Raw genomic sequence first — 26,009 nt, 5'->3', positions numbered from 1 at the left:
GATACAAATTGTAAGCTTCAGTTCTTTATCAAAAAGGATTTAATTGAGTTAAGAAGTCTATAGGCTATCATACTCTTAACGCGTTTTTCAAATCCAATAAGATGCAATTGTTTTTTTAAAATAGCGTGTATTTCTCCAAAATGCTCATCATATATTTCGATGTTTTTAATATAGATTTCTCTCTTAACAAGCTTGAATAAATTTTCAGTTTCATGAAGATTTTTAATCATTGAAGACTCCTTCAACCTATAATAAAAGCCTATTGTTTTTAGTTGTACTACATTAGAATTCTTATCGAGTAACCTTATCCAAAAATCCCAATCTTCTAAACCGTTCTTTAAATTTTCATCATAGCCGTTTATTCTCACCGCATCAGATTTTCTATAAATTGCAGAACAGAATATCATATTAGAAATCAAAAGATTTGAGTAACTATAAACTCCTAGTTCCCACTCCTTATTTTCGGCACCAAAATTAACCGCTTTACAATAAATTAATGTAGTGTTTCTTGATGTAGTGAATAATTCAATTGCTTGTTGAATATACTCCTTTCCAATTTTATCGTCAGCATCTAAGGGAAGAATAAATTCGCCTTTAGCTAAAACTATTCCACTATTTCTAGCACTGGAAAGACCACCATTAGTTTTTCTTATGTAAATAAAACGTTTATCTTTTTTTTCCCATTCGCGAGATATAATTTCCGTTTCGTCTGGAGATCCGTCATCTATTATAATGCATTCCCAATTCTGATAGTTTTGATCGAGTACAGATTTTAATGCATCCTCTAAGTATTTGGCTTGCATATAGCAAGGTACTATAATCGATACCAAAGGCGATTCGGATTTCATAGAAATTATTTTTTGAAGAGTATTTCTCCTTAATTTGAAGACTTGTTTAAGATTGGAAGTTATAAATTATCCAGTTGCTTCCAGTCAACTGTAGGGTATACTGATCCTATATCATTGGGAGAAACATCTTTGTCTAGATTAATCATGTCGGAGATCTGGATTGAAAGAATGTTTTCACCAATAAAATAATCATCTTTACCATTGCCGAACCAGACCGATAAATTATAAGTTCCATTTAATAATTTAGGATTTCTAATCTCGGCGATTATAACCCCTCGTGACGATTTCTTAATTTCTATTTCAGGGATTTTAATTCTTGGATTAGTTCCAAAAATTTTATTATTGTAGATGTCGCTCACTATAAACCCTAGGAACGGAAAATCAAAATCTTCGCAGTTTTGGTAATAACATTCAATTTGTAGGTAATCTTCTATTTGATTAAAACGAAGGCGGCTTACATATTTATTGGATATAATCAACTCTTGAAATTTGGATTGTGCCTCTTGATATTTTTCAATAATTCTATTAGTTGTGTCAAATCCAATGTTTTTTCCATTTTTCAATAACAATGATTTATTGCACAAGCGATTAATTGACTGCATATTATGACTAACAAAAAGCACCGTTCTTCCTTCACCCTTACTTACATCACCCATCTTTCCTAAACACTTCTTTTGAAACTCTGCATCACCAACCGCCAACACCTCATCAACAATTAAAATCTCAGACTCGAGATGTGCGGCCACAGCAAATGCCAGACGAACATACATACCGGAAGAATATCGTTTTACTGGCGTATCAATGTATCTTTCTATCCCTGCGAAGTCTACAATCTCATCGAACTTACGTTGAATTTCTTTCTTACGCATTCCTAAAATAGCTCCATTCAGAAAAATATTTTCCCGGCCACTTAGTTCGGGATGGAAACCGGTGCCAACCTCTAATAAACTGGCAATACGCCCATGTCCACTAATTTTACCTGTGGTAGGGGCAGTAACTTTACTTAATATTTTTAACAGCGTACTTTTTCCTGCTCCATTTCGACCAATGATCCCTACGGCATCACCTTGCTCTATCTCGAAATTGAGATCTCTCAAACTCCAAACAATATCACTCTCCCCTTTAATGCTGCGGTCATTTGCTTCACCAATTCGAAGGTATGGATCTTCTTTGCCGCGCATACGTGCATACCAACGCTCAAGATCTCTACTAATCGTACCTGTTCCGATTTGTCCTAATTGGTATGCTTTACCTAAATTTTCTGCTTTAATTGCAATATTAGACATCTAAATAATTTGATTAAACCGTATCAACAAATGTTTTCTCTACCTTGTTAAAAATGACAATACCTAATATTAAAAATAGCATTGTTATCCCCGTAGCATATCCCAAGGCACCCCAACTGAAAGCACCTTCACCTAAAAAGCCATATCTAAATGTTTCAATGATGGGTGTCATTGGGTTGAATTCAATAATCCAACTATAGGCAGGATATTTTTCAATAGCCGTTGAGAGTGGGTAGATTACAGATGTGGCATACATTAACAGCTGCACTCCAAAAGTAACCAAGAAAGCCAAATCTCTGTACTTGGTAGTCATAGCCGAGATGATCATTCCAGTACCTAAGCCCAATAGCGCCATTAAAACCACTATAACTGGAAATAATGCAATTGCCCAGGTAATTTGAAATGATGCACCAGTAAAGTAATAGTATGCTACCAGCATCAAAAATAGAATCATCTGCACCCCGAAGCGTACAAGGTTACTCACTACAATACTTAAGGGCATAATTAAGCGAGGGAAATAAACTTTACCGAAAATATTGGCATTATCTTTAAAAACTGTTGACGTTTTGGTTAAACAATCTGCAAAATAATTCCAAGCGGTAATGCCAGCCATATAGAATAGCGGCTTAGGCAAACCGTCTGTAGAAATGCCCGCTAAATTACCAAAGATGAACGTAAAGATAATCGTTGTAAACAAGGGCTGAATAAAAAACCATAGGGGCCCTAAAATGGTCTGCTTGTAAAATGATACAAAATCTCTTCTTACCAACAGCCCTAAAAGATCGCGATAAGCCCATACCTCTCTTAACTTAAGATCAATTAAGGAGCTTTTCGCTTCAATGGTCCAGCTATGATTGTCTTTTAACATAAAATTAGTTTTTTAACTTGGTCTACATACTTTGCATAGCTAAAATTCTCGATGCATAGGTCCTGTATGAGCCTTGGTTCTTTTTTATTTATGAGGTTATTTTCAATAGCCACAGTCATTTCGTCCGAATTGCTTGGATCTATCAATGTACCCATTTTGCCATTTAGTAAGGCATCCACACTTCCGTCCTTATTTCCACCAATGATTTGCGCACCACAGGCAGCGGCTTCAATAAATACAATTCCGAAACCCTCCATCGTACTTGGCATGATAAAAATGTCGCCTAGCTGGTAATGATCTAATAGCTCTTCATCTTTCACGAAGCCAATTAAAGTTACGTTTGCTTTAAGATTTAACTGTTCAATTAAATCTTCTACTCTTTTTCTTTCTGCCTTATCCGCTTTACCTGCTAAGAAATAATGTAAGGTAGGAAATTTCTTTAAAAGATTAGGAATTGCCATTATTACCCTGTCATAACCTTTATAAGTTTCTTGAGATGATAATCTTGTTAGTGTGAAAAGAGTTGGCTGGTTCTCATTTATATTATATCTTTTTAGTAAAGATAGTGGTTTTTCAAAGAGGTGAGGAAGCTCAAATAAAGGATCTAAACCATTGTTTAGTACCTTTATTTTGGAGGGCTCAAGCTGATGCATTTCAACTAATTTCGATGCGGTATAGCTACTTACTGCCCAAATCTCCACATGGTGGTGTAAGAACTTTTTCTTCCAAGAGGAGAGAGGTCTCCAAACTTCAATGCCGTGAGCAAATAAAATAATTTTAGTTTGAGGAGAAAAGAACTTTATCAGCATGGCAAATAATAATAAGTTAATGTGGCTTAAGATTACTTGCTTGGAACGAATACCCTTTAACAAAGAAGAAATCCCAAAGCTAACTTTACTGCTGCTAAAACCCTCAAAGTTAGCAGTAGATAGATATCGTGTATCCAAATCAGCGTTCTTATCATGTAAGGAAAGGAGGGAAAAATCTGTTCCTGTAAGGATGTCCGAAAGCGCTTTTGCTACACATCGGCATACCTTTTCTATTCCTCCGGTTAAACTGAAAGTGTGAAGGGTTAAGAAGAGTACGCGAGAATTATTTTTCATTTAGATTGCTTCGCTGCGCTCGCAATGACGGGACTGCGCTCGCAATGACGGGACTAACTTAATAATGATGCGACTAAGCTCATGATGACGGGTTAAAAACCTGATACAACGCATATGCTTTTGACCAATGCAAATTCCCGGCTTTAAATTTTTCCATTAATTTATTGGCCAAACTGTTTTCTTTATACAAGCCGGGGTCTGTTATTTTTTTATTCTCCCTTAGCCAACCTTGCAAGGGGAAGGTAAAACCCATTTTTGGACGGTTCCAAATTGATTCCGGCAAGATATCCTTGAAGCTATTAACTAACAAACCCTTAGGTTGATCGCCGAATTTGATGTCGCTCGAAATTTGATGTATTGCTTTGATTAATTCCTGATCTAAAAATGGCACCCTAACCTCTATGCTATGAGCCATACTCATATAGTCAGTGTCTTTTAACAGCTGATTTTTCATAAAAAGATTGGTTTCCATCCACGAAGCACGCTCGCCACCCGCTAGTTTCTTAATTTCCTGATCTAATGGAAAGTTCTCCAATAGCTGATCTACTTGATGTTTGGGTATTGATAAAAGCTGTGATACGGCTGTAGGTGTGAAAAATCCCCTTAAAAAGAGATATTCACCTACTGGATTATCATAACTCAGAAAATAGATTCGCTTTAATTTTTCGGAAGGTAGTTTATCGGCTAGTCTTAGTACAAACTTAGGCAAACGCTTTAAAGCTTTCACCAATTTCATTCTCTTAAAAGAAGGGTATCCTCCAAATAACTCATCGGCTCCTATGCCAGACAAAACCGCTTTCAAGCCATTTTCCTTAGCGCACTTATTCACAAACCAAGAGTTAATGGCATCATTACTAGGCTGGTCCATGGCTGATAAGATTTCGTCTAAATTTTTTTCTAAATCTTGCTGGGTAACTAAGTAAGAAGTATGCGTGCCTTGGGTTTGATCTGCAATAATTTTTTGATATTTTTCTTCCGAGAAAGCTTGTTCTGCAAAATTGATAGATAATGTTTTGAGATTGCTTGCAATTGCTTTATCTGCAAGCAAAGTGAGTATACTCGAGTCTATCCCCCCACTTAAAAACACACCCACTGGTGCATCTGCGATTAAATGGTTTTCTACTGCTTTCTCTAACCGATGTTTAACCAGCTCTTCGGCACTATGCTCATCGTTAACTTTTGTGGTATAATCGGTTTGGCTAAAAGCCACAATTTCATGACTTGCTGTTTGATGGTCCCATTTCAAAAAGCAAGAATTTGTTAACGAGTAAACATTTTCTAATGTAGTGAAGGGGTGGGGGATATGGCCAAAGGTTAAGAAATAAGTTTTCCAATCCTTGCTTTCCTCAAATGAATATGAAGTGGTTTTGAAAGCTTTCACCTCCGAGGCAAATATTAACATGCCCGAATTGATGCTGTAATAAAGTGGTTTGATTCCAGATTGGTCGCGCACTAAATAAGTAGAATCTTGTTTCTTATCGTATAAAGCAAAAGCAAACATGCCTTCTAATTTTTCAAAAACCGAAACGCCCCAAGCCGTATAGCCAGCCAGAATTACTTCGGTATCGGTTGCGTTAGTAAAATCGAAACCTGAGTTCTGGAGTTCTCCTTTTAACTCCAGATAATTATATATTTCACCATTAAAGACAATGCTTATGTCTTTGTAATGCATGGGCTGGTGACCAGCTTCGCTTAAATCTATCAAAGCAAGACGGCGGTGACCGAAAACGAACCCGTTTTGTTCAGCAGTGGTGATTCCCTCATCATCTGGTCCGCCATGAGCCATGATGTTGCACATCGCTTTCACGTTGTCGTGAAGGTTGGGATAATTTTCGTTTTTACTAATAATTCCTGCTATTCGGCACATTTATTTTGTCTTTTATTCCGTCATTGCGAGGTACGAAGCAATCTAAAACGAGATTGCTTCGTACCTCGCAATGACGGTCCCGTTTCGCAATGATGATTCTACCAACCACACACAGCTTCGCCCTCTCAGTCACACTGATATTTTTTAATTTATTAATAATCAACCATTTCTACAATCGTTCAATATTAGCCAAAGACGTATTGATCGAAATAGTGTAGCCAAGGTTTTCTAGTCGCAAGACTATTTTTTGGTTATGCTTTAAATATACTAATTCTGCTAAGATTCCTTTAAAGGGGCCTGCTTTTATAATTACTTTTTCTCCAGGCGCTACTTCCGTTTCATTTATTTCCAAATCTGATCCATCACTGAGCAATAATTTAAGATCGTCTAGCTGTTTAGTTGGGATACTTACAATTGATCCCGAAAAATAGATAAAACGCGATACCCCATAAGTCATCAAAACTTCGGTGAATTCTTTAGCGGAAATATAAATGAATAAATAGGACTTTAATAAAGGTTCTAACGTAACTTTTTTACGATCACTCCATTGTTTTTCAACTTTGATTAATGGTAAATAAGTAATAATATTCTTCTGATTTAATGCTATCTGCGTTTTCTTTTCTGCTCTCGAACGTGTGTAAATCGGATACCATTTATAATCTTTGTCTATCATTTTTTCTTCCAAAATTCCCACCATTTTTTAGGGTCTTCATCATAGTAGCCACTGCCAGCATAGCCTGAATAATCTGAATAATAATAGGTGCTATTGCCACCACCTCTAGAATAATCAGTGGTATAATAATTAGCATGTAATGCATCATCGCCAAACGCATTTAGTACGATGGCTAAATTGCTGAGTCCGTATTCTCTAGACAACCTTTCTGGAATAGCAGCAGCTCTTAATTGCGATTTGCCAGAGCGTATTACAAAAAGGTTTACATCGGACTGGCGAATTAAAGGAATCGCATCAGATACCAGACCTACAGGAGCGGTATCCACTAATACGTAGTCATATTTAGGGGCTAAGATTGCCAATAGCTCTTTCATTTTCTCCGTATGCAGCAGCTCAGATGGATTGGGGGGAACTGGACCAGAAGGTAAAAAATCTATACCATGAACAGTGTCGTGCATAATCACGTTTTCGAGGGTTTCTATTCCTGCTAAATAAGAACTTAAACCTACTTTGTTGGGACTACCAAAAGCTTTATGCAGCTTAGATTTTCGTAAATCGGCCGCAATTAAAATAATCTTCTTATCAATTAGGGCAAGTGTACTTGCAAGATTAACGGTAACAAATGATTTTCCTTCACCCGACACCTCCGAAGTAATGCAGATTGTCTTACTTTTCTTATGGCTCGCCATAAAACTTAAGTTTGTTCGAACGGAGCGTACAGACTCAGCAAAAACTGATTTAGGCTTTGACAATGAAAGTGCTTGTCTGTTGTTTTTATCAATATATTCAGGAAACTTTCTAATTACACCAATAATTGGGGTTCTTGTTAAGGCTTCGACAGTTTCTTTGTCGTATATGTATGGGTTTAAAAATCTAACTAATAAAATCAATCCAATACCTACAGCCAAACCTAGTACAAGAGCTGTGGCATAAGTTTTACTCGGATTTATGGCAATCGAGTAGAAATTAGGGTAAGCCAAATTAACAATTGCTGCGCCCGGAACCACAGCTGCAGCATTCATCTCGGCTTCTAGCTTTTTCTCGGTTAAATAAGATCGCACCTTGTTATTTACTTCGTAGCTTGTTTGCAATTTGATATAGTCTTGTTCTTTTACAGGTATGCTGTTAAGACTTTGATTAAGCGTGGTAATTTGGGAATTGAGATACTGAAGCGTTCTTTGATTACGGGCAAGTAAGGAGTTAATGTTTTTTCGAATACTTTCTTTAACTGTTCTTATTTTAGTATCTAAAATCTTAATAGGCTCCGAGTCTTCGTTAAAATCTACCAGGCTATTTGTACGAGCTTCTATCAAACTATTAAATTGGGTAATCAAACCACTCAATAAGCCGCCCACGTTTCCTTCTAAGTTATTATTTGGGAGGAGTGCGCCTTGGGTAGAATTTATTTGATCTTTTAATTGGTTGATGCCTTCCAACTCGATCTCCAATAATGATTTCTGCGACTGAAAATCGGCCAGTTTACCAGCAATGTTCGAAGTGGTTGTATTTAAATCAACAATTTTGTTCTGGGTTTTATAACTGGCCAAAGAATTTCCCGAGGTGTCAACCTGCTTGGTGATAAAGCTCAACTGGCGGTCGATAAAATCGACAGTCTGCCGGGCAGATCTTCGTTTGTCAAGAATATCGAACTTTACATATTCCTTCATCACCGCATTAATCGCATCTGCAGCAAAAGTGGCGTTTTTGTCTGTTTGCGACACTGCCATTACATTGGTAAACCTACCAGCCTCCGATACATTTAATCCGCCCTGTATGCGGCCAGCTAATTCCTGCTTGGCATTAAACCTGAAGTTGTATTCTGTTGGAATTCGAGAAGTAATGGCGAAAATCATTTGGCCGGCACTTATTGGTTGTCCGTATTTATACCGTTTAGGTTTACCTTTCGGATCATCGGGTGTAAGCAAAGAGAAGCTATCGTTGTCTATCGGCTTAACGTCATATAGTCCACTATTGAAAAATAAAGTATCCTGTTTAATGATTTTTATCTTAAAGGGTACTAATGGATAAACTTCACGTAGATTCCATCTGTCTTTATAGAAGTAGGCAATCTGATAATTTAACACTTTCACTGCATTATCCATTACTTCCTGAGAACGAATTACATAGCTCTCGGCTTGAATTTTATCCGTGTAATTGTAAACTTGTGATGCAGATGAGGTTCCACTACTGAGCATGGGATTGCTTTCTTGTAACTTTAGCTGACCCATGGTGTTGTATACTGGCTCAGTATAGGCTAAATTTAGTCTAGCAATAGCTAAAGCAATAATTACACAACCGGCAATCCAGTACCATCTGCTTAAAAAAACCTTGAATATTTTGTAGAAATCAATACTCTGACTTACGGGTTTCTTTTCTTCTATTTTGTCTGATACTTCCATTACTTGCTTAAAGTGAAAACTAGGATTACGAGGTTAACTACAACTAATAATGGTTGTATGATATTGTTAAATCTTTGAATTTTTTCTTGATCTAACGCGTTCTTATTTGGCTTGATAGTTATAATATCATTGTTTTGGAGTATCAACTTCCTGTTTCCAATGATACTTGCATCAGTAAGATTGACATGTATGGTCTCTCTTCCACGAATAATTTTTAACGTTCTAGGATCTGCAGTTTTCGGAATTCCGCCCGCCTCGGCTAAAATCTCCAGCAATGTAGTATTATCTTTAGTTAGGAAATAATTGCCTTGTGAGCTGAATTCTCCCAATAAGGAAACCTTTAAATTAACAATATTCAGTTCTATAATTGGATCTACCAAAAGATTCGCTACATATAAATCTTGTATTTTTTGGGTCGCCTCTTTTCTGGTTAAACCAGAAATTTTAACGGGAGCCTTTAAAGCAGGTAGTTTAACCATTCCATGGTCATCTACAATGTAGGTAATTGCAGTAGTCTCTGCGGTATTTGTAGCAGCTATACTTGTTTCGGCACCTGAAGTCGTACCTCCCGACTGACCTATACCCCATCGTTTATTCTGTAAATTTCGGATGGCAATTACATCTCCCTCCTTAATTTTGTAATATAGATCCGCTTGACCCTGGTCATTTACCACATAGATATCCTTGAGCGATTCGACACTAATATCAGAATCGGCATTAAACAAGGTTTGTTGATTTGTTGATCCACAAGAACTCAAAAGTAAAATTGCAAGAAGAACAAAAAACTGGGAATAGGACTTTAAATCGAATTTTTTTGCCATTTTATGATATTAATTGCATAAAGATCTTTATAAAAAAAATATAATCAAACAACGTTCCACACTAAACTTATTAACAATTTCTTGTTGGTTAAAATATTGTTAATATCCTGGTTAAAGATATCTTTTGATAAGATGCTACCATGTTTAGGAAGTCTATTGATCAACAATTAGCTGAAACTATTTGTTTGGGTTTTTGCCAACTCAAGCTGTAGACTCATTGCCGCGGCATAACTATTGTCACGCTTTCATAGTTCGAGTAATCGAAAATTAATTGGTTTTTCTGGCAATTTACTAGTAATTTAATGGCATGAAGAGGAGTAAGGTAATTTGGGTTTTGTTTTTATTGTTGATTTTTTCACAACCTGTTTTCGCGACGGTAGGCTGTTTAGTGGGCAATAAACTTCATACAAGAACAAATGCTGGAAGCTCGGGGGGGATCCCTTCCTATGACGATAGCCCTAACATAAATGCAACGGGTTTTTGCATTAGAAATGGAACCAGTTCAACACCTTGCCAAGTGAGGGTTTGGTTCTTTGTGTGGTTTACGACGGCGAACGGCTTTCAAGGAGATTATGGAATCGGGGCGCCAATTTATTGTCCAATAGATACCTATATAAATTGGATGCTAATTCCAATAGGTTTGGTAGGGATGTTTTTTATACGGAAAAGGTATGTACGATTGTTATCTTTAGGGTAATAATTTTCCCATTTTGAGGAAAAATATGGCTCTAGCTCTCAGTAAATTATTTATGAAATTTTTCTGCCTTAGCCTATATTTACTCATTATTAAGTTTTTAGGAAATCTTTATTTAAAATAACGCTGTGGCACGTATTTGGAGTTGATGTCGAAAAGTGTTTACTAATTAGAATCTAGGTTTGAAAAAATTTAAAATAGGCATCGTGACTTTACTGTTATCGATTTTGAGTATAAATGCCCATTCAACTTATACAGTAATTGGATGTGTTTCAGATGATACAGGCTATTTATATACCGGCCCTGCGGGAGTATATAGCCCTCGCCCGGGCGGCTATGGCCCAGCTTATGAAACTAGCCCCGTGGTAACTTCCGGACAAATAGGCACGGGTATCTACTGTGCACCTGTGTCTATGGGAAATTGTGTAATTAGAACTAAGAATAATTGCCGGGATTGTACAGGGCCCTATGATTATGACCCCTCTAAAAAGGGGCAAAATTATTATTATGAGCAGGCGGGTAGACTAAAAGGCTTCATGCAGTGCCCAATTGATGACTACGTAGGTTTTATGGTTGCCGCTATGGCGGGATTAGGTTTTCTTTTTATCCGAAGAAGCAACCTATTGGTTTAAGCTGACGGGAATGGTTGCTAGAGATTGAGTAATTTTGAGGTGTCATGCGGTGAATTTTCCCCGATTTTCCTCGTGCAATCCACAAAAACTACCTTTTATTAATTCCATTAATTGAACTTCTCTTAGTAAGATATTTATCAATTTCATCTTATTAAATAACGATAAGATGCCAAATTGTGCTTTCCTCCCATTTTATTTGAGTTAAAGCAACTTGTTTATATAACTATTACACTGGCAATCTTTAGTTTAACTAAAGAAACCGTTATTTATTGGCATAGCCATTGCCCTAAACACACATATGCGGTTTACAAAGCCAGTTATATTTTTCTTCAATATTTTCATATTGTCGATTAGTGGTTTTGCTCAAACTGTGACAGGTTGTAGGATCGGAAACGATAATTTTCTCTATATCAATTATCAAGGTGTTCAAAGTTATCCTGTTAGTCAGTGGTACCAGCCTAATTTCCCGACTTACTCATCTCCTACAAAGCCGTTTTTACAGGATTGGTATAATGATTATGCAAGTTGCCCCCGATTTGTTGGAAATCCAAGTTACGGGGCACAGTGCGCTGTTCAAGGAATTACAATCGCTAGCGGAGGATGGGTGCAGCATCTCGGTTTAACCATTACCTATACATTGAGCTACGACTGTCCGATGGACAATCAAGTTTTTGCACTGTTCATTGGAGTTAGCATTCTTTCCATTTATTTTATTCGCAGACAAATTATTTGGGCTAAACCGCTTAATACTATATAAATGTAAAATCGGGAATGAATTTTCAAACTTGACTGCGGATTTTTGAGTAATTTAGTAGAGGTTATTACCCGATATTCCGCATCGCTATGCCGTAGAAAAAAAATCGTTAAATTTTTCTTGACAAATGGTTGGGAGTATACGTATAGTCTTTTTAGGGAATAGCTAGCCTAACGGTTGCTATTGTTAATAAAATCTTTGATATTTGTAGTTAGTGTTTTAATAATCACGTAATTACTCTGACGTTCAATGTTTCTTTGAGGTCAATTTTTTTTTATCTACAGGTTGGGCATAACCTTTGTTAGATAAGACTATACTTTGCTATTGCTATGAGAAAACTTCTGATCCTAATTTTATTAATGCTCCCCGCTTATCTGGTCTCTGCTGATATCTCTGGTACTGGTTGCAAAATTGGCCAAGGCTATGTTTATACCGAATATTTAGGTTCCGCCCCTGCTTACACCGGAACGGCTCCCATTAAGTATTATAAAAGTAATGGTGCAAAAATTCCTATTTATTGGGGGAATGGCCACAATCAATATCAAGGTTATCGATGTGGCTATATTAATTCCTATCCAGCGAGTAGTTATTACGATTACGATACGAAGACGAATGTGCCTATCCCTGCGGAGAATGAATTTAGCTATTTAGGCGAGCAATGTGTAATTTCCCCTTATTTAGGCGGTCCGCCTATCTCAACAGATAGCTATGTGTCATATTCTTATATGAAAACCAGTAAATGTAGTACCGATCAAACCCCAGTGCCACTAGATGATTATGTGTGGGTTGTAATAGTTGGGATTGGAGCATTAAGTACTTTCTTTATACGAAATAGATTAATGTGCCCGGAAGTCTAATCGCTTCCGTATCTTACATTTTTATTTGTGTATGAAAATTTCAATTATTACGGTAGTTTACAATGGCAAAGCCTTTTTAGAAGATTGTATCAAATCTGTAATTGAACAAACCTACCCCGAAATTGAATATATTGTGATCGACGGCGGCTCTAAAGACGGTAGTCTGGAAGTTATTGAAAAATATAAAGCACATATCGATCATTTTGTCTCTGAAAAAGATGAAGGCATGTACGATGCCCTAAATAAAGGGATCAGGATCGCAACTGGAGAGGTAGTTGGGATACTAAATGCAGACGACATGCTGGCCGCTCCAGATGTAATTGAATCGATCGCGAATTGCTTTACCAACGAAGATCCAGATGCATTATTTGGAAATCTGAATTATATAGATCCCATTAACACAAGCAAAATCGTTAGAAAATGGATTGCTAAACCCTTTACAAAAAGTGACATTGTTTTGGGATGGATGCCAGCCCATCCTACTTTTTATGTCAAAAGATCGCTTTTTGAAGAACTCGGTTACTATTCTTTAAATTTTGATAGTGCGGCGGATTATGAATTAATGCTTCGTTTTTTATATAAAAATCATATTAAAGCCGTATTTTTAGATAAATTGATCGTTAGAATGCGTACAGGTGGAATGAGCAATGCCTCTATGAAACATCGATACAAAGCCTTAATAAATGATTATAAAGCGTTGAAATCAAATCATATACCGTTTGCTTTTTTAACGATTATATTGAAAAAATTGAGTAAGATAAAGCAATTTATATAACTTACTTAGCGTAAATTTTAATTTAAATACAAGTGGAATTATTAGCCGGAAACTTACTTTATTATTTTGCAATTATTGGTCTGGCCTTCCTACTTGCCGTATCAGGTATTCCTTCCATTATTCATATTGCTTTAAAGTATCGATTGTTCGATAGTGCCGAAAGCCATCGAAAGTCGCACCGTGTTCAGATTTCTAGACTAGGAGGGGTAGCGATATTTTGCAGTTTCACCATTACTATACTATTATTCGCCACTACGGTAAACTACCAGAAGGCCAATTTTTTGATCACCTCCTGTATTATTTTATTCGGGTTAGGTCTGAAGGATGATCTATATGGCGTAAATCCAGGCACAAAATTCTTTTTACAGATGATCGTAGCAATTATTTTGGTGGTGCTGGGAGGTTTTAGGCTTAGTAGCTTGTACGGTGTATTTTTCTTATGGGAAGTAAATGTGTTTTGGGGTGGACTCTTTTCTATGGTATTGATTATTTTCGTAAACAATGCGTTTAATTTAATTGACGGAATTGACGGCCTGGCCGGAACGATAGGAGTCATTGTTACCCTTAGTTTTGGGATCTTTTTTGCTATCGGAAATGAACTACCCTATGCGTTTATAGCGTTTGCTATGACGGGTGCGATCGCAGGATTTCTAGTGTACAACTATTCGCCGGCAAAGATTTTCATGGGCGACACCGGTGCTTTATTGATCGGCTTGGTAGCCATCATATTAGCCATTAAATTTATCGAACTTAATAAAATTGGAACTATTCCAAATCCCAATTTTTACTCGGCTCCGGCCATTGCAGTCGCCGTACTTTTAGTGCCTGTATTTGACTCATTGAGAATATTTTTTATCCGGATTCTTCATAGGAAATCTCCGTTTATGGGCGATAGAAACCACCTGCATCATCGGTTACAACAGCTAGGATTCAGCACAAAAAAAATCTTATGGTGTCTAGGTCTGTTCAATATCTGTATGATTTTTTTAGCAGTATCCCTTCAAAACCTAGGTAATTTTATACTTATTTCGCTGTTAATCGGTATATGTATTGTGTTTAATTCCTTGATAACCTATAGTTTGGGCAAAATGAAAGACCCCGCTTACGCCTTGAAGGATGTCTTATTTAAAGATACATTTAAGGGTAAAAACATCGATTTATAAATCGTAGTTTTGCGATATGAACATCGCAATAAACGGTTTTGGCAGAATTGGCCGTACTTTTTTACGTACTGCGCTTGAACGCAATTTGAATATTGTTGCTATTAATGATCTAACAGCGCCAGCAACTTTAGCGCATCTTTTTAAGTACGATTCGGTGCATGGCAAATTTAAAGGTGAGGTATTGCACGACGAAGAATATTTAATTATCGACGGTAAAAAAATTAAGGTTTTAGCAAATGCCAATCCTGCAGCATTGCCGTGGACAGACTTAAATATTGACCTCGTTATTGAGGCTACTGGTAAATTTGCCAATTATAGTGGCGCATCTATGCATTTGGCTGCTGGCGCAAAACAGGTTATCATTTCTGCTCCGGCAAGTGATAAGGAAATTCCAATGGTAGTGATCGGTGTAAATGATGATATCATTGATTTGGAAGCCAAAATTCTTTCAAACGCCTCTTGTACAACAAACAATGTTGCACCCATGGTTAAAATTTTGGATGACAATTGGGGAATAAAAGATGGTTATATTACCACTGTTCACTCGATTACTGGCGACCAAAGTTTACATGACACACCTCATAAAGATTTAAGACGCGCTCGAGCGGCTTCTTCCTCGATTATCCCTACGAGTACAGGTGCTGCAAAAGCGATTACCCATATTTTCCCGCATTTAGCAGATAAACTGGGAGGTGCAGGAATTCGTGTGCCTGTTTTAAATGGTTCACTTACAGATTTTACCTGTACGTTGAAAAACAAAACAAGTATAGAAGAAATTAATGCGGTTTTTAAAAAAGAAGCAGCAGGGAAGATGCGCTCAATTGTTGAATATACTATCGATCCGATCGTTTCCGTTGATATTATAAATAACCCTCACTCTTGTATCTTTGATGCGCAACTTACCTCGGTAGTTGGTGACTTGGTAAAAGTAGTAGGCTGGTATGACAATGAATCGGGTTATTCAAATAGATTGGTAGATTTAGTAGAAAAAATAGCTCTTAGAAATGATTAAGTATATTTCTTCGCAAGAAACTTTGCCGCTGAGAAGCAAGATGTTAAGGGATAATTCACCTTTAGCAAATTGTCTATTCCCTACAGACGATATAGATGGTGCTTTTCATTTAGGTTTCTTTATGAACGAACAGATTGTGACAGTGGCATCTTTTTTTCCAAAACAGTACCAAGATAGGGCGGGATTAGGTTATCAACTTCGCGGGATGGCAACGGATAGCGAGTTTGCAGGAAAGGGTTATGGTGCAAAATTAATGGATTTTGCGATCAGCGAGCTGAATGCGTTAAAAGCAGCTTATTTATGGTGTAATGCAAGAAGCGGTGCAACTCAATTTTATCAAAAAAAAGGATTTAAACTGGTATCTTCCGAATTTGAAATTGAAGATGTTGGACCACATTATGAAATGATTCTAAACTTAAATATAATATGAACACAGTAGACCAATATAATTTTAAAGACAAAAAGGCCTTAATCCGGGTAGATTTTAATGTGCCATTGGATAAAGACTTTAATATAACGGACGATAAGAGAATGCGCGCCGCACTGCCTACCATCCAAAAAGTGCTTAAAGACGGGGGGTCAGTAATTTTAATGTCGCATTTAGGTCGCCCTAAAGGTGGCCCTGATCAGAAATATTCCTTAAAGCATATCTTAGGAGATTTATCGAGAATGCTCGACTTAACTGTGAAATTTGCAGAAGATTGTGTTGGTGAAGATGCAGAGAAGAAGGCTAGAAATTTATTTCCGGGTGATGTGCTGTTATTGGAAAATCTTCGCTTTCATGAGGAGGAAGAAGAAGGAGATGTCCAATTTGCAGAAGCATTATCGAAGTTAGGAGATGTTTATGTGAATGACGCATTTGGAACCGCTCATCGCGCACATGCGTCAACAACAATTGTTGCTCAATTTTTTAAAGGAGCTAAATATTTTGGCTTTCTAATGGGCGAAGAACTTAAAAATGCTGAGAAAGTTAACCACGGTGCAAAAAAGCCATTTACAGCGATTATGGGTGGCGCCAAAGTATCAGATAAGATTTTATTAATCGAAAGCTTATTAGAAAAGGTTGACAACTTAATTATAGGTGGCGGAATGGCTTATACTTTCGCAAAAGCACAAGGTGGAAAAATTGGAACTTCCTTGCTGGAAGAAGATAGAATGGCTTTGTGTTTAGAATTATTGGAAAAGGCTAAAGCGAAAGGCGTTAATTTAGTACTTCCGGTAGATACGGTAATTGCTGATAAATTTGATAACAATGCAAATAAAGACAGTGTAGATAGTGGGGAAATCCCAGACAACTGGATGGGCTTGGACATCGGTCCGAAAACAATCGCGTTATTTGCTGAGGTGATAAAAAACTCGAAAACATTATTATGGAACGGTCCGATGGGTGTTTTTGAAATGGAAAATTTTGAACACGGAACTAGGGCTATTGCAGAAGCAGTAGTTGAAGCTACGAAAAATAGTGCTTTTTCGCTAATTGGAGGTGGTGATTCGGCTGCGGCAATCGCAAAATTTGGCATGGAAGACGCTGTTAGTTATGTTTCAACTGGTGGAGGAGCATTGCTCGAATATATGGAAGGTAAAGAGTTGCCAGGTGTAAAAGCAATCCAAGAATAAGAACACATTAATGAGCTAAAATATAAATGCTCCCGCCGACTTAAGCTTGTCGGGTGGGAGCATTTTGCTATACTGCCTATACAAACGGTATATTCCTTCGATACTCGTTTAATACAGCCGTGCGTTAGCCGTGCATCAGCCGTGCATTGGCTGTGCATAAGCCGTGCCTAGATGCACAGTGAATCCAGCGCTATGGCACAACTTATGCAGGCTTTCTTGCGAGCGGTTATAGACGACAGTCGAACAGATCTTAAACTCTTAATGCGTAAGGCTTATTGACTTTAAAATTTGAAATATTTTATTTCTACCGGGCAGTTTGCGCCGCCAAAAGTGAAAATAAAGCAATCCTAATCCTTTAATGTAGGGTAAAAATAAGCAAAAACATCAAGAAACTGACTACAATTTAATTTTATATGCTACTCTGAATCAGCTAAAAATGCCAAAAAAGAGAAGCGTAAAGGCATTTATCGGATGTTGAAAACTTTTTTGTGGTAAGAAGTGGTAAATTGTGGTAGAAGTATTTATTTTTACACTACATAAATTGTGTAGGTGGTAAAATGATACAGCTATTAGGAGAATTTGATTGTAAGTTAGATGCGAAGGGACGCCTGATGGTGCCTTCGAGTCTGAAAAAACAATTGCCTAATGTGGAGGCTGATGGTCTTGTCATCAACCGTGGTTTCGAGAAACACCTGGTTATTTATCCTAAAAAAGTTTGGGAAGGCATCGTATCCGAATTAAGTAAGTTAAATCAGTACGAGAAGAAAACAAGGGAGTTTATTCGTTTTTTTACGCGTGGTGCTACCGAGTTAAATGTAGATGCGGCCGGGCGGGTTTTGTTGCCAAAGTCTTTAATGGAGTTTGCGGGTATTGAAGGCGAAGTGGTTTTAGCTTGTCAATTTGATAAAATCGAAGTTTGGTCGAAAGCTGCTTACGACAGTTTATTGGATAATGAGCCTGAAAATTTTGCAAATCTTGCGGAAGAAGTAATGGGTGGTAAAAATAGGAGGGATGAGGATGGAGCATAATTACCATGTACCGGTGATGTTAAAAGAGTGTATCGAAGCTTTAGCGATTAAGCCTGCGGGTGTATATGTTGATGTGACGTTTGGTGGAGGGGGACACTCGAGAGCAATTCTTGATTGTTTGGGAAAAGATGGTGTGCTGATCGCTTTTGATCAGGATCCAGATGCACAGCAAAATAAAATAGAGGATCCACGTTTCATTTTTGTAGATCAGAACTTCGGTTACCTTAAAAACAACCTCCGCTTGTTAGGTTATCAAAAAGTGGACGGAATTTTGGCTGATCTAGGAGTTTCCTCTCATCAGTTTAATGAGCCAGCGAGAGGTTTTTCGACTAGGTTTGAAGCAGATTTGGATATGAGGATGGATAAACAACGTCCGTTAACTGCTGCTGTGGTGCTGAATACCTACGCAGAGGATAAATTGCATAAAATTTTTGGAATTTATGGAGAGGTTAAAAATGCCAAATCCTTAGCTAAAACGGTAGCAACATCTCGCATGGAAAAACCGATTTTGACTCTGGCAGATTTCAAAAAGGTTATCGCAGCTCATATTCCAAAAGGTAAGGAAAATAAATATATGGCGCAGGTTTTTCAGGCGTTACGTATTGAAGTTAATGCGGAGATAGCTGTTTTAGAAGATTTTTTAACACAAACGGCAGATGTGCTAAATCCGGGAGGCCGGCTGGTGGTTATGTCCTACCATTCGTTAGAGGATCGTCCGGTGAAGAATTTTTTGGCAAAAGGAAAATTTAGAGGTGAAGTTGAAAAGGATTTTTTCGGAAATGAGCAAAAGCCGTTGCAGGCTATCAACCGAAAAGCAATTATTGCTGACACTGATGAATTAGCCAAAAATAGCAGGGCTAGAAGTGCAAAATTAAGGATTGGAGAAAAGTTATGAATAACCAATTCAAGAAGAAAATAGAGGAAAGGGAAGCTGAATTACGGGAGGCTGAAGAACAAGAAGAGCAGAAGCCAGAAAGTCCTGAAGGAAGCATGATGGTGTTCTTAAGAAAGTTTTTCAATGAGGGCGTAGTAAGCAAGGAAGTTGCTACGGAAATGCTTCCATTTTTGATTTTTATCTGTGTTTTGGTTATGATTTATATTGGTAATAGTCATATGGCGGTAACCAACATTCGAAAAATAGATAAATTAAGTAAGGAAGTTACGGAGTTGAGCTGGGAGTTTAAGTCGCTCAAAGCGGATTTGATGTTTAAGAGCAAACTTACCGAAGTAGCAAAAAAAGTAGATACGTTGGGGATTAAAGAGTTAGTTGAACCTCCCAAGAAAATAGTAGTGAATAGATGAACATTAGAGCGAACATATTATTAAGAGTGTATTTGGCTTTTGGCCTGATCGTACTGCTTGCGTTTGCTGTATTGTTAAAGTTGGGCGATGTTCAGTTTGTCAATGGAGCAAAATGGCGTGCAATGGCCGATAGTCTCTCCGTAAAGGAGTTTGATATTGCGGCTGCAAGAGGAAATATCTATTCCAATGACGGGAGTTTGCTCGCTACTTCTGTGCCTGAGTATGAATTGCGTATGGATATGCTTGCTGGTGGAATAGAGGATAAAGAGGTTTTTTATTCGAAAGTAGATTCGCTAGCCATGAAATTAGCTGCATTTTTTAAGGACAAAAGTGCGAAGGATTATTCCCGGTTTTTAAGAAAAGCTAGAGAAAATCGTTCCAGATATGCGTTAATTAAACGCAAGGTTTCCTATCAGGATTTAAAAATAGTTAGAACTTTTCCCTTATACAATGTTGGGAAACACGGGGGCTTAGTGGCCATTCAGAAAAATAAGAGAATCCTCCCATTCAAATCATTAGCAGCTAGAACTATTGGTTATGCAAATGAAAATGTTAAAAATCCGGTTGGACTGGAAGGTGCCTATGGCGAATACATCAATGGAGAAAGCGGAAAGCAGCTGATGGAAAGAATGTCGGGTGGTGTTTGGAGGCCTGTAAATAATGAGGCAGAAATTGCACCAAGAGATGGGGCAGATATCATTTCCACTATTGATATTAAAATGCAGGATGTTGCCCAGAGCGCATTGGAAGAAGGGTTAATTAAAAGTAAAGCACATCATGGTGCGGTGATTGTAATGGACGTTGCCTCTGGGGAGGTAAGAGCTATTGCTAACTTTACCAAGGTAGAAGAGGGCGTTTATAAGGAACAGTTAAACTATGCGATCGCGGGAAATCAAGACCCAGGTTCTACATTTAAACTGGCATCGTACATGGCGCTTTTGGAGGATAAATTAATTGACACCAATACCATGGTAGAAACAGGGAATTATCCTGTACCGGGTAGCAGACATATTATCAGAGATTCTCATGGGAGTATTGGAAGAGTGACTGTCAAAAGAGCTTTCGAGCAATCATCGAATGCGGCGATTGCCTATTTGGTAAATAGTAACTATGGCGACAACCAATCAAAATTTACAGATCATTTGTACAATTGGCACTTAAACGAAAAGATGCAGCTTCAAATTGAGGGCGAAGCTCAACCTGCCGTAAAAAGTCCAAAAACAAACAAGAGCTGGCATAAATTTTTAACCTTGCCTCAAATGGCCTATGGTTATGAAATGCAATTAACTCCCTTAAAAATGCTAACGCTTTACAATGCTGTAGCGAACGACGGAAAGATGGTCGCTCCCATTTTTGTAAAAGAAATTAGACGCTTAGGCAATCCAATAGAGCAGTTTAAGGCTAGGGTAATTAATGAGAAAATTTGTTCCGATGTTACTTTGAGTAAAATAAAAAGTATGCTTGAGGGTGTGGTAACAGAGGGTAGCGGAAGACAAACCGTACATAATCCATTGTATAAAATTGCTGGTAAAACTGGAACGGCACAGGTAGCCGATGATAACTTAGGTTACAAAGCCAAAAAGCAATATCAGGCATCTTTTGTAGGGTATTTTCCGGCTGAAAAACCAAAGTACTCCATGATTGTGGTAATTAATGACCCTAAGAACGAATATTATGGGGCCTTGGTTTCGGGTCCTGTTTTTAGAAAAATTGCTGATCGTATTTATGCCTCAGATAATGAAATGTATAGCCAGGTTAAAACAAATAAAATTGGCAATACACAAATACCTGAAGCAAAAGCTGGGCACAGTAAGGCAACGCGTAAGGTTTATAGTGCCTTTGGGATAAAAACGCTTTACGCAGCTAAATCAGATTATTTCCATACAGTTGATACAAGCAATGGGGTTGTTTTTCAAGAAAATATTCCGGTAAGAGGTGTTATGCCAAACGTGAGTGGGATGGGATTAAAAGATGCAATGTATTTATTGGGGAATGCTGGGTTAAAGACAAAAGTTAGTGGTAGTGGAAAAGTAGTTCTTCAATCGATACAGGCGGGAACCAAAGTGCATAAAGGAGCTTTAGTGCAAATTGAGTTGCAGTAGGAGATTGCTTCGCTACGCTCGCAATGACGGAATGATCAACATAAAATGAAATAAAGTAATAACAAAGGCCTAAATAGCCAACCAAAAAAATAGAAAACCAAAAAACTAAACATTCAAAAAAACCAACTAACTAAAGAACCAAACATCCAAACACGAACTAATGAATTTGCAAGATTTACTATATGGTGTAGCTATTAAACATATTGTTGGTAAAACCGATTGTATAGTGGATTCTATTACTTTTGATTCGCGGACTGTTAAGGTTAACACCTTATTTTTTGCTGTAAAAGGTGTGCAAACGGATGGTCACCAATACATTGCGCAAACAATTGACGCTGGCGCCAATGTTATTGTTTGTGAGTTACTTCCTGATACGATACCCGCCAATGTTACTTTTGTACAGGTAGAAAATTCGGCAGTTGCACTGGGCATTGTGGCGAGTAATTTTCATGGAAATCCATCTTCGCAACTTAAATTGATAGGGATTACTGGTACAAATGGTAAAACGACTATTGCAACATTGCTTTTCCAGTTATTTAGAAAACTTGATTTCAATGTTGGCTTAATTTCAACAGTCCAAAATCATATCAACGAAGAAATTATACCCGCTACACACACCACGCCGAATCCTATAGCTTTAAACGCCTTGTTACGCCAAATGGTTGAAGCGGATTGTGAATATTGCTTCATGGAAGTAAGTTCCCATGCCGTAGCACAACACCGTATTTCGGGACTGTTTTTTACAGGTGGAGTTTTTTCGAACATAACCCATGACCATTTAGACTTTCATTTAACGTTCGATAATTATCTAAAAGCTAAAAAAGAGTTTTTCGATACGCTTCCTAAAACAGCATTTGCATTAACCAATATCGACGATAAAAACGGGATGGTGATGCTGCAAAATACGCATGCCTATAAAAAGACCTACGCATTAAAGCAGATGGGTGATTTCAATGCAAAGATAATCGAAAACAAGTTTAGCGGTTTAAACTTACTGGTAGATCAAACGGATGTTTTCTTTAAAATGGTAGGCTCATTTAACGCCTATAATTTACTTGCCGCCTACGCTACAGCGATGTTGTTGGAGCAGGATAAATTAAAGGTACTAACTATTTTGAGTAGTTTAAAGGGAGCAGAAGGTAGATTTGATTACACAGTTTCAAAACAAGGAATTGTTGGTATTGTAGATTATGCCCATACCCCAGATGCAGTTCAAAATGTTCTCAGCACAATTACCAATATTAGAAAGGGCACGGAACAAGTAATTACCGTGATTGGTTGTGGTGGAGATAGAGATAAAACTAAAAGACCAATAATGGCGCGCGTAGCATGTGATTGGAGTGATAAAGTAATTCTCACATCCGACAATCCGAGAACAGAAAATCCTAGCTCGATTATAGCAGAAATGGAAAAAGGTGTTTCGCCGACTAACCAACGTAAAGTAATTTCAATTTTAGACCGTAAGGAGGCCATTAAAACAGCGTGCCATATTGCCAAAGCAGGGGATATAATTCTGCTTGCGGGCAAAGGCCATGAGAAATACCAAGAAATCAATGCCGTAAGACTGCATTTTGATGATAAAGAAGTGTTAATCGAACAATTAAACCTACTAAGCTAATGTTATATTTATTATTTGAATACCTGCATAAGCACTATGATTTTCCTGGGTTAAGGTTGTTCCAATACCTTACGTTCCGCTCTTCGTTATCGATTATCTTGTCGTTATTTATCACTACAGTTTATGGGCGCCGCATCATTGATTATTTACACCGTAAGCAAGTTGGCGAAACGGTAAGGAACCTTGGATTGGAAGGTCAGATGCAGAAACAGGGTACCCCGACAATGGGAGGGATAATGATTTTGTTAGGTATTCTTGTTCCAACCTTGCTTTTTGCCAATATTGCCAATATTTATGTAATACTGATGATCATTACCACCATATGGATGGGGGTAATTGGATTCGTTGATGATTATATCAAGGTTTTTAGGAAAAATAAGGAAGGCTTAGCGGGAAGATTTAAAATTGTTGGCCAAGTAGGGTTGGCTATTATAGTGGGTTTAACGATGTTCTATCACCCTAATATTGTGGTTAGGCAAACGGTTGATGAAACTGCAATCTCGAAGAGTTCGGCTCCGATGGTTTTAAGAAAAAAGGCAGAGAGCTATTATTATACCCAAGATGTAAAGTCGACCATTACTAATGTTCCTTTTTACAAGAACAACGAGTTCGACTATGCAAAGGTACTTAAGTTTTTGGGTAAGGATTATCAGAAATATGCTGTTATAGTATTCTTGTTTTTCGTGATTACCATCGTTACTGCCGTTTCAAATGGAGCTAATTTAACAGATGGGATCGATGGGCTGGCGACAGGCACCTCTGCGATCATTGGAATTACCCTCGGTATTTTAGCTTATGTTTCAGGAAATACTGTTATTGCTGATTATCTGAATATAATGTACATCCCAAATTCGGGTGAGCTGATAATTTTTGCGAGCGCATTTGTGGGCGCTTGTGTTGGATTTTTATGGTATAATTCCTATCCAGCCCAAATTTTTATGGGCGATACGGGAAGTTTAACCATTGGTGGTATCATTGCTGTTTTTGCGATCATGATCCGAAAAGAGCTTTTGATACCGATACTTTGCGGTGTGTTTCTGGTTGAAGTGTTGTCGGTGACTTTGCAAGTTTCGTATTTCAAATACACTAAAAAACGCTTTGGCGAAGGCAGACGCATTTTTTTAATGTCTCCGCTACATCACCACTACCAGAAAAAAGGATACCATGAGGCCAAAATCGTAACACGTTTTTGGATTATAGGTATCATGCTTGCCGTTATCACTTTTGTAACCCTAAAATTAAGATAATGGAGCAGAAGAGATTGGTTATTCTAGGTGCTGGAGAAAGTGGAGTAGGAGCGGCAATGCTTGCTAAAAAGCAGGGGTTTGAAGTCTTCGTGTCAGATTTTGGTACAATCGCCGGTCGTTATAAAACGAAACTAGCAGAGATGGGAGTTGAATTTGAAGAAAAACAACACTCGTCAGACCAAATTTTAAATGCAACAGAAGTCATCAAGAGCCCCGGTATACAGAGTACAGCTCCAATTGTCAAAGAAATTAGCAAAAAAGGAATACCCGTAATATCCGAAATTGAATTTGCAAAGCGCTATACTAAGGCCAAAACGATCTGCATTACTGGGTCAAATGGTAAGTCGACCACCACCATGCTAACGTACCACATATTGAAAAATGCTGGAATGAGGGTTGGATTGGGGGGTAACATCGGACAAAGCTTTGCTGCTCAGGTAGCAACAGCGGAATTCGATTGGTATGTGCTTGAAATATCGAGCTTTATGCTGGATGATATGTTCGAATTCAAAGCAGACATCGCAGTGTTGCTAAATATTACGCCTGATCACTTAGATCGATATGAATACAAAATAGAAAAATATGCCGCTTCAAAAATGCGGATTATTCAAAATCAAACAGCCGACGATGTATTTGTTTATTGTGCAGACGATGAAGAAACACAAAGATGCTTGAAGGAAATTACACTTATACCAAAGCAGTATCCATTCTCTATACATACAAGTCTGCCACAAGGCGCTTATCTAGAAGATCAAACCATACACATCAACACTAACCCAAAAGAACCATTAACTATGTCAATTTCAGAATTAGCCTTACAAGGAAAGCACAACATTTACAATTCAATGGCTTCTGGCATCGTAGCCAAGGTATTAGAGTTGCGCAATGAAACCATTCGTGAAAGTATGGGAGATTTCAAAAATATTGAGCACCGGTTGGAGTTTGTAGCAAAGATTTCGGATGTAACCTACATCAACGATTCAAAAGCCACTAATGTAAATTCGACCTGGTATGCACTAGAAAGTGTGGGTTCGGAAGTAGTTTTAATTCTAGGAGGTGTTGATAAAGGTAACGATTATGGGATGCTTAAAGATTTAGTACGCAGCAAAGTAAAGGCGATTGTGTGTCTCGGGAAGGATAATAAGCGTATTCATGAAGCTTTTGAAGACGATGTGGATATTATCGTAAATACTTTTTCCGCTCATGAAGCGGTACAAGTTGCTTATCACCTGGCAAAAAAAGGAAGTACCGTATTGCTGTCGCCAGCCTGTGCCAGTTTCGATTTGTTTAAAAATTACGAGGATAGAGGAAATCAGTTTAAGGCTGCAGTTAAAGAATTATAA

The 26,009-nt window shown here is 37.7% G+C and carries 24 protein-coding genes; 16 read left to right on the top strand and 8 right to left on the bottom strand.

Going from position 1 to position 26,009, the window contains the following annotated elements:
• Positions 1-17: 17 nt before the first annotated feature.
• The 8 genes from BM207_RS06665 to BM207_RS06630 all read right to left on the bottom strand — a co-directional run bounded on the left by BM207_RS06665 (position 18) and on the right by BM207_RS06630 (position 9,865).
• On the bottom strand, positions 18-848 hold the full coding sequence (locus BM207_RS06665; protein ID WP_090992792.1) for a glycosyltransferase family 2 protein: 831 nt from the start codon (positions 846-848) through the stop codon (positions 18-20).
• A gap of 59 nt (positions 849-907) precedes the next feature.
• The gene (locus BM207_RS06660; protein WP_090992791.1) at positions 908-2,134 is read right to left on the bottom strand and encodes an ABC transporter ATP-binding protein; all 1,227 of its coding nucleotides are present in this window, start codon (positions 2,132-2,134) and stop codon (positions 908-910) included.
• A gap of 13 nt (positions 2,135-2,147) precedes the next feature.
• Entirely contained in the window at positions 2,148-3,002 is an 855-nt protein-coding gene (locus BM207_RS06655) for an ABC transporter permease (protein ID WP_090992790.1), read from the bottom strand.
• The gene (locus tag BM207_RS06650) at positions 2,996-4,105 is read right to left on the bottom strand and encodes a glycosyltransferase family 4 protein (protein WP_090992789.1); all 1,110 of its coding nucleotides are present in this window, start codon (positions 4,103-4,105) and stop codon (positions 2,996-2,998) included. The genes BM207_RS06655 and BM207_RS06650 overlap by 7 nt, the downstream gene beginning before the upstream one ends.
• Before the next feature lie 79 nt (positions 4,106-4,184).
• Positions 4,185-5,972: an asparagine synthase (glutamine-hydrolyzing) gene (gene asnB, locus BM207_RS06645; RefSeq protein ID WP_090992788.1), complete on the bottom strand. Its 1,788-nt coding sequence runs from the start codon at positions 5,970-5,972 to the stop codon at positions 4,185-4,187.
• A gap of 169 nt (positions 5,973-6,141) precedes the next feature.
• Positions 6,142-6,669 (bottom strand): UpxY family transcription antiterminator, encoded by a 528-nt coding sequence (locus tag BM207_RS06640; protein ID WP_245768049.1) that lies wholly within the window; start codon positions 6,667-6,669, stop codon positions 6,142-6,144.
• Positions 6,642-9,044, bottom strand: a complete 2,403-nt coding sequence (locus BM207_RS06635; RefSeq protein WP_090992786.1) for a GumC family protein — start codon at positions 9,042-9,044, stop codon at positions 6,642-6,644. The genes BM207_RS06640 and BM207_RS06635 overlap by 28 nt, the downstream gene beginning before the upstream one ends.
• Complete coding sequence (locus tag BM207_RS06630) at positions 9,044-9,865, bottom strand: polysaccharide biosynthesis/export family protein (protein ID WP_090992785.1); 822 nt, start codon at positions 9,863-9,865, stop codon at positions 9,044-9,046. The genes BM207_RS06635 and BM207_RS06630 overlap by 1 nt, the downstream gene beginning before the upstream one ends.
• A gap of 307 nt (positions 9,866-10,172) precedes the next feature.
• Between BM207_RS06630 and BM207_RS06625 the strand changes: the two genes are divergently transcribed.
• From BM207_RS06625 to murD, 16 genes are all read left to right on the top strand, one after another.
• Positions 10,173-10,562: a hypothetical protein gene (locus BM207_RS06625; RefSeq protein WP_090992784.1), complete on the top strand. Its 390-nt coding sequence runs from the start codon at positions 10,173-10,175 to the stop codon at positions 10,560-10,562.
• A 203-nt stretch (positions 10,563-10,765) separates the two neighbouring features.
• Entirely contained in the window at positions 10,766-11,191 is a 426-nt protein-coding gene (locus BM207_RS06620; RefSeq protein WP_143095923.1) for a hypothetical protein, read from the top strand.
• 298 nt (positions 11,192-11,489) lie between these two features.
• A complete protein-coding gene (locus BM207_RS06615; RefSeq protein ID WP_090992782.1) occupies positions 11,490-11,948 on the top strand; it encodes a hypothetical protein in 459 nt (152 codons plus the stop codon).
• Positions 11,949-12,274: 326 nt separating this feature from the next.
• Complete coding sequence (locus BM207_RS06610; protein WP_090992781.1) at positions 12,275-12,802, top strand: hypothetical protein; 528 nt, start codon at positions 12,275-12,277, stop codon at positions 12,800-12,802.
• A 31-nt stretch (positions 12,803-12,833) separates the two neighbouring features.
• Entirely contained in the window at positions 12,834-13,577 is a 744-nt protein-coding gene (locus BM207_RS06605) for a glycosyltransferase family 2 protein (protein ID WP_090992780.1), read from the top strand.
• 32 nt (positions 13,578-13,609) lie between these two features.
• Positions 13,610-14,740: an MraY family glycosyltransferase gene (locus tag BM207_RS06600; protein ID WP_245768048.1), complete on the top strand. Its 1,131-nt coding sequence runs from the start codon at positions 13,610-13,612 to the stop codon at positions 14,738-14,740.
• 16 nt (positions 14,741-14,756) lie between these two features.
• Positions 14,757-15,752 (top strand): type I glyceraldehyde-3-phosphate dehydrogenase, encoded by a 996-nt coding sequence (gene gap / locus BM207_RS06595; RefSeq protein ID WP_090992779.1) that lies wholly within the window; start codon positions 14,757-14,759, stop codon positions 15,750-15,752.
• Positions 15,745-16,182, top strand: coding sequence for a GNAT family N-acetyltransferase (locus BM207_RS06590; RefSeq protein WP_090992778.1), 438 nt, complete (start codon positions 15,745-15,747; stop codon positions 16,180-16,182). Before gap ends, BM207_RS06590 begins: the two co-directional genes overlap by 8 nt.
• Positions 16,179-17,369 carry a phosphoglycerate kinase gene (locus BM207_RS06585; RefSeq protein ID WP_090992777.1) on the top strand — a complete coding sequence of 397 codons (1,191 nt, stop codon included), beginning with the start codon at positions 16,179-16,181 and terminating at the stop codon, positions 17,367-17,369. Before BM207_RS06590 ends, BM207_RS06585 begins: the two co-directional genes overlap by 4 nt.
• 557 nt (positions 17,370-17,926) lie before the next feature.
• A complete protein-coding gene (mraZ, locus tag BM207_RS06580; RefSeq protein WP_090992776.1) occupies positions 17,927-18,397 on the top strand; it encodes a division/cell wall cluster transcriptional repressor MraZ in 471 nt (156 codons plus the stop codon).
• Positions 18,387-19,292 (top strand): 16S rRNA (cytosine(1402)-N(4))-methyltransferase RsmH, encoded by a 906-nt coding sequence (rsmH, locus tag BM207_RS06575; RefSeq protein WP_090992963.1) that lies wholly within the window; start codon positions 18,387-18,389, stop codon positions 19,290-19,292. The genes mraZ and rsmH overlap by 11 nt, the downstream gene beginning before the upstream one ends.
• Complete coding sequence (locus tag BM207_RS06570) at positions 19,289-19,699, top strand: FtsL-like putative cell division protein (protein WP_090992775.1); 411 nt, start codon at positions 19,289-19,291, stop codon at positions 19,697-19,699. Before rsmH ends, BM207_RS06570 begins: the two co-directional genes overlap by 4 nt.
• Positions 19,696-21,801 carry a penicillin-binding protein gene (locus tag BM207_RS06565; protein ID WP_090992774.1) on the top strand — a complete coding sequence of 702 codons (2,106 nt, stop codon included), beginning with the start codon at positions 19,696-19,698 and terminating at the stop codon, positions 21,799-21,801. The genes BM207_RS06570 and BM207_RS06565 overlap by 4 nt, the downstream gene beginning before the upstream one ends.
• 160 nt (positions 21,802-21,961) lie before the next feature.
• Positions 21,962-23,419 (top strand): UDP-N-acetylmuramoyl-L-alanyl-D-glutamate--2,6-diaminopimelate ligase, encoded by a 1,458-nt coding sequence (locus BM207_RS06560; RefSeq protein WP_090992773.1) that lies wholly within the window; start codon positions 21,962-21,964, stop codon positions 23,417-23,419.
• On the top strand, positions 23,419-24,666 hold the full coding sequence (gene mraY / locus BM207_RS06555; RefSeq protein WP_090992772.1) for a phospho-N-acetylmuramoyl-pentapeptide-transferase: 1,248 nt from the start codon (positions 23,419-23,421) through the stop codon (positions 24,664-24,666). The genes BM207_RS06560 and mraY overlap by 1 nt, the downstream gene beginning before the upstream one ends.
• The gene (gene murD, locus BM207_RS06550; protein WP_090992771.1) at positions 24,666-26,009 is read left to right on the top strand and encodes a UDP-N-acetylmuramoyl-L-alanine--D-glutamate ligase; all 1,344 of its coding nucleotides are present in this window, start codon (positions 24,666-24,668) and stop codon (positions 26,007-26,009) included. The genes mraY and murD overlap by 1 nt, the downstream gene beginning before the upstream one ends.

The organism is Pedobacter insulae, from assembly GCF_900113525.1.
GTDB classification, from domain to species: Bacteria; Bacteroidota; Bacteroidia; order Sphingobacteriales; family Sphingobacteriaceae; genus Pedobacter; species Pedobacter insulae.
The sequence above is the reverse complement of the archived record's forward strand: the minus strand, read 5'-3'. Positions and strand labels throughout refer to the sequence as shown.

Coding starts and splice junctions, on each gene's coding strand:
- mraY (WP_090992772.1), top strand. CDS start 23,419: ATGTTATATTTATTATTTGAATACCTGCATAAGCACTATGATTTTCCT.
- asnB (WP_090992788.1), bottom strand. CDS start 5,972: ATGTGCCGAATAGCAGGAATTATTAGTAAAAACGAAAATTATCCCAAC.
- BM207_RS06625 (WP_090992784.1), top strand. CDS start 10,173: ATGAAGAGGAGTAAGGTAATTTGGGTTTTGTTTTTATTGTTGATTTTT.
- BM207_RS06565 (WP_090992774.1), top strand. CDS start 19,696: ATGAACATTAGAGCGAACATATTATTAAGAGTGTATTTGGCTTTTGGC.
- rsmH (WP_090992963.1), top strand. CDS start 18,387: ATGGAGCATAATTACCATGTACCGGTGATGTTAAAAGAGTGTATCGAA.
- BM207_RS06665 (WP_090992792.1), bottom strand. CDS start 848: ATGAAATCCGAATCGCCTTTGGTATCGATTATAGTACCTTGCTATATG.
- BM207_RS06570 (WP_090992775.1), top strand. CDS start 19,289: ATGAATAACCAATTCAAGAAGAAAATAGAGGAAAGGGAAGCTGAATTA.
- BM207_RS06660 (WP_090992791.1), bottom strand. CDS start 2,134: ATGTCTAATATTGCAATTAAAGCAGAAAATTTAGGTAAAGCATACCAA.
- BM207_RS06615 (WP_090992782.1), top strand. CDS start 11,490: ATGCGGTTTACAAAGCCAGTTATATTTTTCTTCAATATTTTCATATTG.
- BM207_RS06640 (WP_245768049.1), bottom strand. CDS start 6,669: ATGGTGGGAATTTTGGAAGAAAAAATGATAGACAAAGATTATAAATGG.
- gap (WP_090992779.1), top strand. CDS start 14,757: ATGAACATCGCAATAAACGGTTTTGGCAGAATTGGCCGTACTTTTTTA.
- murD (WP_090992771.1), top strand. CDS start 24,666: ATGGAGCAGAAGAGATTGGTTATTCTAGGTGCTGGAGAAAGTGGAGTA.
- mraZ (WP_090992776.1), top strand. CDS start 17,927: ATGATACAGCTATTAGGAGAATTTGATTGTAAGTTAGATGCGAAGGGA.
- BM207_RS06610 (WP_090992781.1), top strand. CDS start 12,275: ATGAGAAAACTTCTGATCCTAATTTTATTAATGCTCCCCGCTTATCTG.
- BM207_RS06630 (WP_090992785.1), bottom strand. CDS start 9,865: ATGGCAAAAAAATTCGATTTAAAGTCCTATTCCCAGTTTTTTGTTCTT.
- BM207_RS06585 (WP_090992777.1), top strand. CDS start 16,179: ATGAACACAGTAGACCAATATAATTTTAAAGACAAAAAGGCCTTAATC.
- BM207_RS06605 (WP_090992780.1), top strand. CDS start 12,834: ATGAAAATTTCAATTATTACGGTAGTTTACAATGGCAAAGCCTTTTTA.
- BM207_RS06635 (WP_090992786.1), bottom strand. CDS start 9,044: ATGGAAGTATCAGACAAAATAGAAGAAAAGAAACCCGTAAGTCAGAGT.
- BM207_RS06560 (WP_090992773.1), top strand. CDS start 21,962: ATGAATTTGCAAGATTTACTATATGGTGTAGCTATTAAACATATTGTT.
- BM207_RS06655 (WP_090992790.1), bottom strand. CDS start 3,002: ATGTTAAAAGACAATCATAGCTGGACCATTGAAGCGAAAAGCTCCTTA.
- BM207_RS06650 (WP_090992789.1), bottom strand. CDS start 4,105: ATGAAAAATAATTCTCGCGTACTCTTCTTAACCCTTCACACTTTCAGT.
- BM207_RS06590 (WP_090992778.1), top strand. CDS start 15,745: ATGATTAAGTATATTTCTTCGCAAGAAACTTTGCCGCTGAGAAGCAAG.